13 protein-coding genes are annotated in these 13,248 nt (G+C 50.5%); 6 read left to right on the top strand and 7 right to left on the bottom strand.

All coding sequences use genetic code 11. The annotated features are described in order from the left end of the window. Window positions 1-4: 4 nt before the first annotated feature. Window positions 5-448, top strand: a complete 444-nt coding sequence (locus AC0YOB_RS05840) for a MarR family winged helix-turn-helix transcriptional regulator (protein WP_475791965.1) — start codon at window positions 5-7, stop codon at window positions 446-448. A gap of 99 nt (window positions 449-547) precedes the next feature. Then, window positions 548-1,300 carry an SDR family NAD(P)-dependent oxidoreductase gene (locus AC0YOB_RS05835; protein ID WP_475791964.1) on the top strand — a complete coding sequence of 251 codons (753 nt, stop codon included), beginning with the start codon at window positions 548-550 and terminating at the stop codon, window positions 1,298-1,300. A gap of 176 nt (window positions 1,301-1,476) precedes the next feature. On the opposite strand, the gene AC0YOB_RS05830 is transcribed toward AC0YOB_RS05835, so the two are convergent. Next, window positions 1,477-2,007: an SRPBCC domain-containing protein gene (locus AC0YOB_RS05830; RefSeq protein ID WP_475791963.1), complete on the bottom strand. Its 531-nt coding sequence runs from the start codon at window positions 2,005-2,007 to the stop codon at window positions 1,477-1,479. A gap of 225 nt (window positions 2,008-2,232) precedes the next feature. On the opposite strand from AC0YOB_RS05830, the gene AC0YOB_RS05825 reads away from it, so the two are divergent. Then, window positions 2,233-3,417, top strand: coding sequence for a cytochrome P450 (locus AC0YOB_RS05825; protein WP_475791962.1), 1,185 nt, complete (start codon window positions 2,233-2,235; stop codon window positions 3,415-3,417). A 205-nt stretch (window positions 3,418-3,622) separates the two neighbouring features. Here the strand turns inward: AC0YOB_RS05825 and AC0YOB_RS05820 are convergent, their stop codons facing one another. Next, the gene (locus AC0YOB_RS05820) at window positions 3,623-3,922 is read right to left on the bottom strand and encodes a hypothetical protein (protein WP_475791961.1); all 300 of its coding nucleotides are present in this window, start codon (window positions 3,920-3,922) and stop codon (window positions 3,623-3,625) included. Window positions 3,923-3,948: 26 nt separating this feature from the next. Next, window positions 3,949-4,614, bottom strand: a complete 666-nt coding sequence (locus tag AC0YOB_RS05815) for a helix-turn-helix transcriptional regulator (RefSeq protein WP_475791960.1) — start codon at window positions 4,612-4,614, stop codon at window positions 3,949-3,951. Window positions 4,615-4,778: 164 nt separating this feature from the next. On the opposite strand from AC0YOB_RS05815, the gene AC0YOB_RS05810 reads away from it, so the two are divergent. From AC0YOB_RS05810 to AC0YOB_RS05800, 3 genes are read left to right on the top strand one after another with little or no spacing between them, the layout of a single operon-like run. Continuing rightward, window positions 4,779-5,393, top strand: coding sequence for an FMN-dependent NADH-azoreductase (locus tag AC0YOB_RS05810; protein ID WP_475791959.1), 615 nt, complete (start codon window positions 4,779-4,781; stop codon window positions 5,391-5,393). Window positions 5,394-5,433: 40 nt separating this feature from the next. Continuing rightward, a complete protein-coding gene (locus tag AC0YOB_RS05805) occupies window positions 5,434-6,969 on the top strand; it encodes an MFS transporter (protein WP_475791958.1) in 1,536 nt (511 codons plus the stop codon). A gap of 38 nt (window positions 6,970-7,007) precedes the next feature. After that, on the top strand, window positions 7,008-8,147 hold the full coding sequence (locus AC0YOB_RS05800; RefSeq protein ID WP_475791957.1) for an NADH:flavin oxidoreductase: 1,140 nt from the start codon (window positions 7,008-7,010) through the stop codon (window positions 8,145-8,147). Between the two features lie 274 nt (window positions 8,148-8,421). Here the strand turns inward: AC0YOB_RS05800 and AC0YOB_RS05795 are convergent, their stop codons facing one another. From AC0YOB_RS05795 to fsa, 4 genes are all read right to left on the bottom strand, one after another. Further along, the gene (locus tag AC0YOB_RS05795; protein ID WP_475791956.1) at window positions 8,422-9,243 is read right to left on the bottom strand and encodes an alpha/beta fold hydrolase; all 822 of its coding nucleotides are present in this window, start codon (window positions 9,241-9,243) and stop codon (window positions 8,422-8,424) included. Between the two features lie 461 nt (window positions 9,244-9,704). Beyond that, the gene (gndA, locus tag AC0YOB_RS05790; RefSeq protein ID WP_475791955.1) at window positions 9,705-11,117 is read right to left on the bottom strand and encodes an NADP-dependent phosphogluconate dehydrogenase; all 1,413 of its coding nucleotides are present in this window, start codon (window positions 11,115-11,117) and stop codon (window positions 9,705-9,707) included. Window positions 11,118-11,133: 16 nt separating this feature from the next. Then, the gene (locus AC0YOB_RS05785; protein ID WP_475791954.1) at window positions 11,134-12,483 is read right to left on the bottom strand and encodes a glucose-6-phosphate isomerase; all 1,350 of its coding nucleotides are present in this window, start codon (window positions 12,481-12,483) and stop codon (window positions 11,134-11,136) included. Window positions 12,484-12,525: 42 nt separating this feature from the next. Beyond that, window positions 12,526-13,191, bottom strand: a complete 666-nt coding sequence (fsa, locus tag AC0YOB_RS05780; RefSeq protein ID WP_210040097.1) for a fructose-6-phosphate aldolase — start codon at window positions 13,189-13,191, stop codon at window positions 12,526-12,528. Window positions 13,192-13,248 lie beyond the last annotated feature (57 nt).

Genomic DNA, 13,248 nt, shown 5'->3' with positions numbered 1-13,248 from the left:
TTATATGAACGGGAAATGGGATCCATTTGAACAGCCGGTTATGTCGGTTGATGTTTTTTTGACTCTCTATAAGACCAATCACCATCTGGTCAAACAGCTGGAGGAGCAGCTGGGGAGCTTCGAGCTGACGCTCGGCCGATGGTGCTTGCTGGTGGCGCTGAAGTCTGGAGGAAAAGCGATGCTCCCTTCCGAATTAAGCGACGATCTTGCTGTTACACGGGCCAATATAAGTAATTTATTAAATGCGCTGGAGCAAGCGGGCCGGATCAAAAGAGAATTCGACCCCTCCAACAGGAGACGAATTTTTGTCAGTTTAACATCCGAGGGTCATGATGTGATATCGCAGGTATGGCCTGTTTATGAGCAGACGATCACCCGGAATGTTGGCAGCAAGCTCACCATAGAAGAACAGGAGCAGTTAAAAGGACTGCTGAAAAAGTTGTTTTAGACGCAGCTCGGACTGCCCGCCGGAATTGAGCGGAATCCCCTTTTGATTGGACTATGGGTCAAACGGTGCGTTAAAAATTTAAAACTGAAGGAGAATCTTATGAATATACTCGAAGACAAGGTTGTTATTATCACAGGTGGCGGCGCGGGTATCGGACTTGCAGCGGCAAAGCTGTTTGCTGCAAAGGGAGCCAAGGTGCTCATCACCGGGCGGCGAAAAGCTGCTTTGGAAGAAATATCGGCCGGCAACCCCGGCATTAAGGGTTTTGCGGCGGATGCAGGCGATCCGGATTCGGCTGCCCGGACGGTCGCAGCGGCCATCGAACATTGGGGTCGCCTTGATGTCATCGTCAACAACGCAGGTGGCGGCGCCCTCCAGCCGCTTATCCAAGCAAATGCAAAATCGATATCCGATATTTTCAACGTCAATGTCGCCGGCCCAACACTGCTTGCCGCTGCCGCCATCCCGTACCTTGAAGAAACGAAAGGCACAATCATCAATTTGTCGAGTACCTATGGAAGCAAGGCGGCTGCCGGGCTGTCGCTTTATGCCGCGAGCAAGGCAGCTTTGGAGCATTTGACGCGCTGCTGGGCGCTTGAGCTCGCCCCGAAGGGCATTCGCGTGAATGCTGTTGCGTCCGGGCCGGTCGAGACGGATTTCCTCCGCGAGCGGATGGGACTTTCCGATGAGCAAATCAATGCCGTCAAGGAGCAGGAGCGCCAGGCTATCCCGCTCGGCCGCCGTGGCGAGCCGGATGATGTAGCACGCTGGATTGTGAATTTGGCCGCTCCGGAGGCAAGCTGGATCACGGGACAAATCATCGCGGTTGACGGCGGTCTTGTGATTGCCTGACCTCTCCCCTATGCTGTTTCCCCCTATTTTCTCCTACCTTCCTGCACGGTATAAGCAATTGGCGTATGTCTATTCATAAACCGAAGAGGAGCTGCCTTAGGGCTAGCTCCTCTTCTATTGCGATTTATTTGAAAGAATGGTTTACCTTCATCCTTCGGGATATTAATGAATTCCCGTCAAATCTTCGCCAGATATTCATCGAGCTGATCGAAAGTATTGCCGAAGCCTTCCTTCATGGACTCAAACATACCTGCAAAGAAGCTTCGTTCTTCCTCGGTTGCATGGATCGGGCCGCCCCGCAGGGTAATGGTGGTTTTGCCGCCATTTTCCGCAAGGGTCAGAACATTGCGTATTTTCAGCGGGAACTGATCGCTGAAATCCGGCCGGACAATATTGCCCTCCTCATCCGAAAAACAGTTGTCCCAAACGATCTTCTCCAGTGCCTCAATTTCATGATAAATAAATTTGGCCCACATTAGGTAACCATCCGGGGATTGCATACTGTAATGGAAAAAACCGCCCGGACGGAAATCCAGTTCAGCGAAACCCCATTTGAATCCCTTCGGTCCCCACCAGTGCTTCAGATGCCCAACCTCGGACCATACTTTGAACATAAGCTCGCGAGGCGCATTAAAGACACGTGTGATTACCAGTTCGTTATCTTCCATTTTCGCTGTCATGTTCTTTGCTGCACGGCTTTCAGTCATTTCAAATTCCTCCATTCAAGATTAATCAAAGCAGCGGTAATTCCTGTTTACAATATACCCTAAATGGAATATTCCTGTAAAGGAATATATTTGGTTAATCGATGCCAAGTTGATAGGGAAGAATGCTTCAGCGCGAAGCTCCTCATGCTCTAAAGTTTGTATCTCCGGATACTTTCCTGTATATTCCTAGTTGTCAGAAACTTTCTCAAAGGATGGTGTCCGATTATGATTAATCTACTATCTCCTGAGTTTTTATCAAATCCGTATCCTGTTTATGAGATGTTCAGAAAAAATCAACCCGTCGCGTATATGGAGTCGCTTCAGTTATGGTCCGTGTTTACCTATGATCACGTCAAAACGGTACTGACCGACCATGCCCATTTCTCCTCGGGACCAAGTGTCCAAGGCAAGGCTGCAGAACCATCTGAACAAAAGCAAGAAGGTTTCAGCTTGATTACTACGGACCCTCCAAGGCATACCGACCTGCGTTCTTTAGTAAATCGCGCGTTTACTCCAAAAGCCGTCGCCGCTCTTGAGCCAAGAATCGAAGAGATTGCTAATGAGCTGCTGGATAAAAAAGCCAATACTGGCGAACTCGATCTGATCAGGGACTTTGCTTATCCGCTTCCCGTTATTGTGATAGCTGAGTTGCTGGGAGTGCCTGCCGCAGACCGTGACCGTTTCAAGGAATGGTCGGATGAAATCGTGGCAGGTGCCGATGCCATAATCGGCGGCGGCCAAGCAGGCTCCCGTCAGGCACATATGGAGATGAACGACTATTTCAAAGACATCATCGCACAGCGCCGCGTCCAGCCTCAAAATGATCTGATCAGCACTTTGCTGGCAGCAGAAGAAGGAAACTCTCATCTGTCGGAATCGGACATCCTGTCTTTTTGCCGTTTGCTGCTGGTAGCCGGTAATGAGACAACCACCAATCTCATTGGCAATGCCGTTCTTGCTTTCCTGGACCATCCGGCTGAGTGGGACAAGCTTGTATCCCGGCCGGAAATGCTGCCCAATGCCATTGAAGAAGTGCTCCGCTTTCGTTCTCCTGTGCAGGCCATGTTTCGGACCGCCAAACAGGATGTGCAGATCGGGGACCAAACGATTCCGCAAGGAACCCGCGTTGTGGCATGGATCGGCTCTGCCAACCGGGATGAAGCAAAGTTTGACGAACCTGCCCGTTTTGATATATCCAGGGAATCCAACGCGCATTTGGCCTTCGGTCAAGGCATCCACTTTTGTCTCGGAGCGCCGCTCGCCCGTTTGGAAGCCAAAGTCGCACTGACAGCGGTGAGGAACCGACTGCCGGAGCTTGCCCGGAAAAACACGGAGCCGCTGGAGCCGGCACGCGGATTTATCGTACATGGCGTAAAGAGCCTGCCGCTTCGTTTCGCCCCCCAAAGCTAGTATGCGTGCAACTATGTAAAGTATGCTCAGGTCATATTTCAAATGATTGTAATTGATTAACTATATTAAATAGCTGCACTCAAACCAGGAACGGCTCGCTTCGCATCATTTTGCGATTGAGCCGTTCTGACATTTGGGACCTATATATTAATCCAAAAATACTATATTCAAGTTTTCTGAACATATAGTATCGATCCTACTTCAGTCATTCATCCGAGTCCTTAACGGCTCCAAACTCCGTTCTACGTGGTAGTTTTCGTGAACGCAAAGAGTTATAAACTTCCTGCATATTCGGCTTATTCGGCTTATTCGTCTTAGTCAGCACGACTCCGCGGATTAAATCTCTTAACGGGAGCAGGAGTTCCATGTTCAAAGAGGCCAGTTCCTCTGGTTTAAGTCCAATATTGACGTCATATTGCATGCTGAATGCACCTTTGATTTCAGCTTGCTCTTCTGCTGTTATATTCTCTAACCATTGGTTAATTTGATATTCCTCAAATCGCATGCTACCCTCCTCATAATCTCATATCATCATGAGGTGACCTCTTTATGCAATTCCGTTATCCGGTAAGCGCAGCGGCTGCCGCCTGATAAAAGATACTCAACCCGTTCAATCTGCACATGGTCTCCCAGCACGGATTGAAAGAGTTCCATCTCGTTACGGCAAAAACCATTGCATACGGCGGCGGCCTCCAGAATTGGGCAGTGCTTCTGCACAAATAAAAAGCTGCCATCCTCAAGCTCTTGAACCTCGGCAAAATATCCCTCGTTCATGCGGATCGTGAACAGCTTTTGAAGCTTGTCCCGCAGGCCGGCTGCACCGGACATAAGCTCTTGGTATTGAATCTTTTTTGCATGATTTTGAGACTCCAGTACCTTCTCGATTCCCTCGTCCCCGAATGACATTCTTATGGCGCCAAGCAAGCCGACCGATAACTGCTGGTACCCATTTGGAAACCAGAGATTGGCTTGGGATGTCAGCTTCCATATCTTGGCCGGCCTGCCCATGGGCCGGGCCTCTTCTTCATATTCAACAACCTGCTGGGACTGCAGCTCATATAAATGCTGACGCACTGCCATCCCCGTCAATGTCAGCCTGGACGCTAATGTAATGGCATCCATAGGCCCGTACTGTTTCAGCAATGTTACAATCGCTCTCCGGGTGGATGTTACGGATGACTGATCTTTCTTACTCATGATGGAACTGCCTCCAATGACTTGTTTTCCGAACGGTACCTGCATGCTCCACATTGTAAAGAAAAATCTTGACAAAGTAAATGACTCAGGATAAATTTGGTTTGTAAACTAAATACTTTATAAAGTATTTGGTATCAAAACTAATCATGGACGGAGGAATAAAATTGGCTGCCACATTGTTTATTAAAGCGAACAACCGACCAGCGGAGCATTCGGTAAGTGTGAGAATGTACGATACGTTTCTGAAGAGCTACAAGGAAGCGCATCCGGACGATCCGGTCATGCAAGTAAATTTGTTTCAAGAACAACTGCCTTATTTGGGAGACACGATGATTACGGGGAATTACAAATTCGCCAACGGCCTGGCACTCACCCCGAAAGAACAAGCCGAGCAAACATCCGTCCGCAAACATCTGGAGCAGTTTCTGACTGCCGATAAAGTAGTCATCGCCTTCCCGCTATGGAATTTGACGGTTCCCGCTGTATTGCATACGTATCTGGATTATCTGCATCAACCGCGTAAAACCTTTCAGTACACAGCCGAGGGTCTGGTTGGACTATTAACCGCCAAGAAGGTGGCCCTATTAAATGCCAGAGGCGGAGTATATGGAGATCTGGAGGAACTTGCGGTTAATTTCGTCAAGAAGCATTTGCAGGTGTTCGGCATCCGTGACATTACAACGATTGTGATTGAGGGGCATAATCAATATCCAGACCGCAGCCGGGCGATTATTGCGGAAGGGCTCCGGAATACGGATCTGGCGGCAAAAATGTTCTAATGGTGCTGCGCAGTTGAATTTCGGAGTGGAGGAAACTTGTTTGACAGAACAAAAGAAGGGCATTATTCTATTGTCCATCGCTCTGGGATTTGTGCTGACCGCATTGGATAACTCGATCGTATCGGCAAGCATCAACAAAATCCTAGACGATATTGGCGGATTGAATAAAATCATTTGGGTTTATACAGCTTATGCACTTGCCGGAACCAGCACGATGCTGATTTTCGGCAAGCTCTCCGACCTGTTCGGGCGAAAAACCTTTTATCTGATCGGCATCGGCATCTTCCTGCTGGGTTCTGCGCTCTGCGGAACGGCCGGAAGCATTGAACAGCTCATTTTCTACCGGGTCATTCAAGGCATCGGATCCGGCGCCATTTTGCCGATTTCATTCTCATTGATTTATACCTTGTTTACCGATCCGAAAGATGCGGCGAAGCTATCCGGTATTTTTGGTTCCGTGTTCGGACTGTCTTCCATTGCGGGACCCCAGATCGGCACATGGATCGCGGATACGCTCACCTGGCGGTGGTGCTTTTATGTCAACCTGCCGATCGGTATCGTTTCGTCTGTTGCACTGCTCTTCACGCTCAGGGAATCCCGGTCGGAGACAAAACCCAAAATCGATGTGACCGGCGCGCTGCTGATTGTCATCACGACGGTCTCTTCCATGCTTGCGCTTGAATTGGGCGGAAAAGACTATGCTTGGGGTTCCTGGAGGATTGTCGGCTTATTCATTATTTCAGCATTGGCGGCCATCGGGTTCTACGTTGTGGAACGGCGGGTTAAGGAGCCGATATTGCCGCTCCGGCTTTTCAGAAACCGCATGGTGGCCGGTACAAGCATCGTCGTGTTTTGCCAAGGCGCACTCATCTTCTCGGCGATGTCTTACCTGCCCCTGTATGCCAATTATGTACTCGGTGAAAGCAAATTGAATCTGCTGCTGACCCCGCTGATGCTTTCCATGATTGGCGGCGCTGTTCTGATCGGATTCTTCCAGACTCATTTCCGGTTTCGAACCGTCATGTTCGTCAATATGGCGCTTGGAGCCGGAGTTTCCTTGCTTTTCATGAATATGAACCAGGATGTGCCCTTTTGGCAAATCATCGGCCTTGTCGTCATTCTCGGATTATTCGTTATCGGTCCGCTCAACAGTGTCAGCCAGAACGCCGCCTCATACAGTGTCGAAAAACAATTCATAGGAGTCTCCGCTTCGCTTATCGGGTTCAGCAGAAGTATAGGCGGCGTTATGGGCGCCTCGGTCACGGCCGTAATCGTCAATTCCCATATGGAATTGTCGGTCAATACGGCAGCCTCCCTATTCCATCTGGTTCCGGGTTCAGACAAGGCCCTTAATCCAATGGATCCCGAAACCGTATTTCGGTATAAGGAATACTTTGACCCCGAGCTTGTTTCCTACTATAGGCTCGCGATGGATCATGCGATCACGCAAGGATTTATCCTTTCGCTTTGCGTATCCATCATCGGCACAGCCGCTGCCCTAACGGTCGGTCCCATGAAGCTGGAGCAGCGATCCAAAGAAACACCCGCATCCTCCGGCTTCAAGCCTGAACTTTGATATAAAATAAACTGCATACACGCAAGGAGGGCTTAACCATGAGCAGAAATTCAAAATCGGACGCCCCGCCCGTTCATCCGTCCGTTCAGCCTTTATTTCTTCCGTTCACGCTTGGCAATTTGAAGCTGCGGAATCGAATCGTCATGTCGCCAATGACGAGAGCGTTCTCGCCAAACGGGATACCCGGACCTGATGTGGCCCGTTATTACCGGCGCCGTGCGCAGAATGGCGTAGGACTGATCATTACGGAAGGGACGGTTATTAACCATCCTTCGGCAGCGGATAACCCGAATGTTCCCCATTTCTACGGTCCTGCGCTTGCCGGCTGGTCCGCCGTCGTTGAGCAAGTACACGAAGCAGGCGGCCTGATCTTCCCCCAACTATGGCATGTTGGCATGACCAGGTCGGTCTTGGAATCGGCGGATCCGGAATCACCCCCAATCGGGCCGTCCGGTCTCGATCTGCACGGCAACCCGGTAACCACGCCTATGACCGAAACGGATATCCGCTTCGTTATTGATGCATATGCCAATGCCGCTTCAGACGCTAAGAGACTGGGGTTCGACGGTATAGAGATCCATGGCGGGCACGGCTATCTGATCGATCAATTTTTCTGGAAACACACCAATCGGAGATCGGACCGGTATGGCGGTGATGACTACGGGGGGCGTACCCGCTTCGCTGCCGAGGTGATTGCTTCCGTCAGGAAAGCCGTTGGACCCGATTTCCCCATCATGCTTCGCATATCGCAATGGAAAATTTCATCGTATACGGCCAGGCTGGCGGACACGCCGGAGCAATTGGCTGCGTTCCTGGAGCCGCTAACAGCCGCGGGCGTTGACGTCTACCACTTCTCGACACGCCGGTTCTGGGAGCCGGAATTTGCGGGCTCCAGCTTGAACCTGGCCGGTTGGGTCCGGGCTATCACGGGAAAACCCGTAATCACCGTTGGATCAGTAGGCCTTGACGAAGAATTCATGAGTTCATTAATGCCGGGAAAGGTGACCGGGACAACCGGTATTGAAGAGTTGATCGAAAGGTTGAGCCATAATGAATTCGATCTGGTGGCGGTTGGGCGATCGTTGTTGGCGGATCCGGAATGGGTCATGAAAGTTCGGGGTGGACGGTGGGAAGAATTGAACCCTTTCACCTCGGATGCGCTGAAAACTCTGATATAATGACGGAGTGTCTGACACGAGGATAAGGAGGCCAATCTTGCGGTACAGACTCACACAAATAAAGAGACTGCCGCTCAGCCGATTTACGTCAGCATTTCCAGAGCAAAAAACAGGGCTGTCTCAAAAGGTCAATTGATGACCTTTGAGACAACCCTGTTCGCCGCGGCTCATTCATTTGGTATACTCTTCAGCTCCACTCGATTCGCAGCACAGCAGAACTGCTCCAGTCTTCAATCACTCGGCTCTTCACCTGGAAGAACGGTCAAAGTTTCAGCTAATTCCCCTTGCCGCCTGGGCCAAAGAAGGCTGTAAGCTCTGCCGCAATTAGATGTGCGGCGAGCTTCTTGGTATGTCCGAGTCCCTTCTTGCTCAGCAGCTGGGCATTGGGTAGCACGTTCGCCAGCGCCTGGGCGCCATGACGCAATGATGCCGGGCTTTCCGTGCCTTCGAACACCAGCGCTGGCATCGTGACGGCACTCCACAAGCTGGCAGGCAGCGGCTTGCCGTCCATATATCCATCCAGCAAGGCCGCATCGTAAGGGAGCGTATGGGCAACGGCCATGAGCCTGGTCCAAACGCCTGGCATAATGCGCATCAAGCTGATAACGAATGAAGGAGCGCCCATGCCCCGAGTCATGAAGTACTTGATGGTCTCAGCCCGGCGATTGGCGGCAATGAGCCCGGAAACATGTTTGACGAAATCTTCAGGCGGCTTGCGGTCCGCTGCATCGACCACAAATGGGGGTTCATGCAGGGCCAGCTTTGTGATATTCAACCCCTTTGCCGCTGCCTGCAGGGCAAGAACCGCCCCGGACGACAAACCCCAAACATTTGCCGATCCGCCGGCTGCTTCTATTATGGCCTGTAGATCCTCAATCTCGCGCTCTATGGCATATGGCTGGGTATCTCCGCTGTCGCCGCGGCCGCGCCGGTCGTAATTGTAGACCGTGAAGTGCTCTGACAACAGACCGGCCAGCTGCACCTGTCCCGGAAATTTGCGGTAACTGAACGCCCCTGCTACCAATACGAGTGACGGCCCTTGTCCAACCTTGTCATAAGCGATTCTGGTGCCGTCTCTTGAAATTACTGTGTTCATCATGTATCTCCTTTGCTGCTGCTGCAGATTATTTATTTAATATGAGTTTCTTCAAACCACGGACAGATCCTTGAGCTGCCGCCATTTACGTGATCCGGGAATGCTTTATTGACCGCCCCGGATTGCATGTGCTTTCAGTGCTTCAGTTTATCCTATCCCGTTTCAGGTGCAGACGGCAGCACGCCGAATGGATTGCAGGCGTTCAATTGTTCTGCCAAGCTCAAATTAGTTACCCGAAACCCCGGCCTCTATTAAGGCGACGACTAAATATCGGCAAAATCGACACATCCGAAAAATATTTTTTTATTATGAATCAACCAGTGATTCCTTTCTTGGAAGGTGACAACATGAAAAGCACCCCTGTGCCGGATACCATGAAATTGGGAATTTCATGATAACCGGGAGGAGTGCTCTTATTGCAGTTAATTAATGATATTAATATTCCAATGATCGGTTACCCGTTAATTTTTCATCCATTGAAAGTGAAAGCTGCCTTCTTGATCAAGCCGCTCGAATGTATGCGCCCCAAAATAATCCCTTTGCGCCTGCAGCAGATTAGCCGGCAGTCTCTCTGTGCGGTAGCTGTCGTAATATGCCAGAGCGGAAGCAAAAGCAGGAACCGGTATTCCCCTGGTTACGGCAACTGAAATGACTTTTCTCCAGGCTTCCTGGTAGTTATCCACGATTCCGCCAAAGTATTCGTCCAGAAGGAGGTTTTTCAGAGCCGGGTCGCGGTCATAAGCATCCTTGATATTTTGTAGAAATCTTGCACGGATTATACATCCGCCGCGGAATATCATCGCAATGCTGCCATAGTTCAAATCCCAGTTGTATGCGTCGGAAGCAGCTCTCATTTGCGCAAAGCCCTGCGCGTACGATGCGATTTTGCTGGTATACAAAGCTTTGCGGACAGCTTCGATGAATTCCCCGGGATCGCCGTCATAGCTTGCTGCCGCAGGGCCATTCAGCCGTTTGCTTGCGGCCGTGCGTTCTTCTTTCATAGCGGAAATAAACCGGGCAAATACGGATTCGGTAATAATGGACAATGGGACGCCCAAATCCAATGCGCTTTGACTTGTCCATTTTCCGGTTCCTTTTTGCCCTGCCGAATCGAGGATCACGTCCACCATCGGTTTGCCTGTATCCGGATCTGTTTTCGCGAAAATATCGGCCGTGATTTCGATCAAATAGCTGTCCAGCTCGCCATTGTTCCATTCGGTGAAAATGTCATGCAGCTGACTTGTATTCAAGTTCAATACATCCTTAAGCAGATGATACGCTTCGCCAATCAATTGCATGTCGCCGTATTCGATGCCGTTGTGCACCATTTTGACATAGTGGCCAGCGCCGTCCGCTCCGATATAGGTGGAGCAAGGATCGCCGTTCACTTTGGCCGAGATGGCGGTCAGGATAGGCTCTACCAGCTCATAGGCGTCTCTTTGCCCGCCCGGCATTATCGCAGGGCCGTTCAGCGCACCCTCTTCCCCGCCCGAGACTCCGGCGCCGATAAAGCGGAAGCCTTGTGCCTGCAGCTCTTTGTTTCTTCTTTGCGTGTCAGGGAAAAAGGCGTTTCCGCCGTCGATCAGGATATCGCCTTGATCCAGATATGGCACCAGCTGATTAATGGTATCGTCTGTCGGTTGTCCCGCTTTGACCATGATTAAGATTTTACGCGGCGTCTCAAGCGACTGCACGAATTCCTCGATGCTGTACGTGCCTACAAGATTCTTTCCCTGCGCTTCCGCCACAAGTTCATTTGTTTTCTCTGCTGAACGATTATATAGAGAAACCGAGAATCCTTTGCTTTCGATATTCAAGGCCAGGTTTTTACCCATGACGGCCAATCCAACCACGCCAATTTGCTGCTTGCTCATTGTTATTCCCTCCTTGTTATTCCTGTCCTGCTGCAGATAAACGCTTCACGAGCTCGGCTTTTTGCGCTTCAAATCCAGGCTTGCCCAGCAGTGCAAACATATTGATCTTGTATGCTTCCACTCCAGGCTGGTCAAACGGGTTCACCCCGAGCAGCAGGCCGCTGATGCCGCATGCCTTCTCAAAGAAGTACACCATTTCGCCGTACGTGTATTCATTCAGTTCATCCAGCTCAACAATCAGATTGGGCACGCCTCCGTCAACATGGGCAAGGCGGGTACCTTGGGCGGCTTTCTTGTTCACTTCGTCCATCGTCATGCCCGCGACAAAATTCAGTCCGTCCAGATTGCCCGAATCCTCCTGAATGGTCAGCTCAATCCGGGGCTTCTTCACCGAGAGGACCGTCTCGATGAGATCGCGCCGGCCTTCCTGGACATATTGGCCCATCGAATGCAGATCGGTTGTGAAATCGACAGACGCGGGATAAAGCCCCTTCTGGTCTTTGCCTTCGCTTTCGCCGAACAGCTGCTTCCACCACTCCGAAACAAAATGCAGGGACGGTTCAAAATTAGCCAGCAGCTCGATGGATTTTCCTTTGCGGTAAAGAGCATTGCGGACGGCCGCATATTGATAGCTCTCATTGGCGGCAAGATCGGCATTATTGTATTTCTTTGCGGCAGCTGCGGCTCCCGCCATCATTTGATCGATATCGAGCCCGGCAGCAGCTATGGGCAGAAGTCCAACGGCTGTAAGCACGGAATAGCGTCCGCCTACATCGTCGGGAATGACAAAAGTTTCATAGCCTTCTTCATCGGCCAGTTTTTTTAATGCGCCCTTGGAGGAATCGGTTGTGGCAAAGATACGCTTCTGCGCTTCGCCTTTGCCGTATTTCTTCTCCATATAATCCCGCAGAATACGGAATGCGATTGCCGGCTCCGTCGTCGTTCCCGACTTGGAAATGACATTCAGGGAAATATCCTTGCCCTCCAGCAGCTCCAATAAATGGGTGATGTATGTCGAACTGATATTTTGTCCGGCAAAATAGACCTGGGTATTCCCGTCCATTTGATTATGAAACGTATGGGACAACGCCTCGATCGCGGATCTTGCGCCCAGATAGGAACCGCCAATGCCAATGACGATCAAGGCATCGGAATGGCTGCGAATGCGCTCGGCAGCCTGTTTGATTCTTGCAAACTCTTCCCGATCATATTGAAGCGGCAGATTCACCCAGCCCAGATAATCGGATCCGGGTCCTTTCTTCTCATGAAGCATATGATGAGCCGCGTTCACAAACTCGCTGAAGTAATCCACTTCATGCTGCCCGATAAACGATAATGCATTGGAATAATCAAATGAAACAGCCATATGGAACATCTCCTTTGATTTCGAATTTATCTTGAGCGCATCTTAAAGCGTTGTTTTCTTCCAATCAGCAGCGAATTTCTCCATCCCTTGATCCGTCAGAGGATGCTTGGAGATTTGCTCGATAACCGCGAAGGGAATCGTTGCAATATGCGCGCCTGCCATGGCTACGCGGGTAACGTGATCCGGATGGCGGACAGATGCCGCTATGATTTGCGCATCCAGCTTGTGCGTGCGGAACAATTCAGCGATTTTTACAATCAATTGGACGCCGTCTTCCGAAATATCGTCCAGGCGGCCAAGAAAGGGTGATACATAGGTAGCGCCTGCGCGGGCAGCCAAGAGTGCCTGATTCACCGTGAAAATCAACGTCACATTTGTTTTGACGCCTTTTTTGGTCAGGTAGCGGCAGGCTTCCAGACCGGCCAGCGTCATCGGCAGCTTGATGGTGATGTTTTTGTCGTTATTGTTGATTTTGATCAGTTCATTCGCTTGCGCGATCATTTCCTCGGCTGTCAGGGCGTCAGGCGTTACTTCGGCAGAAACGGATTCAACCTCGGGCACCAACTGCAGAATTTCCGCAATCCTGTCCTCGAATTTAACGCCTTCCTTGGCTACCAGAGAAGGGTTCGTTGTAACACCGGATAATACGCCGATTTTATACGCTTTTTTGATGTCTTCCACATTTGCGGTATCGATAAAAAATTTCATAGCTCATTACCTCCGTTTTTTAGTTGCTGATTTTTTGAATTTCATAACATGCGGCTG

The sequence above is a fragment of the Paenibacillus sp. JT31N17 genome (genome assembly GCF_056269255.1).
Note: the sequence above shows the minus strand (reverse complement) of the source record. Positions and strands in the feature narration are given on the sequence as shown.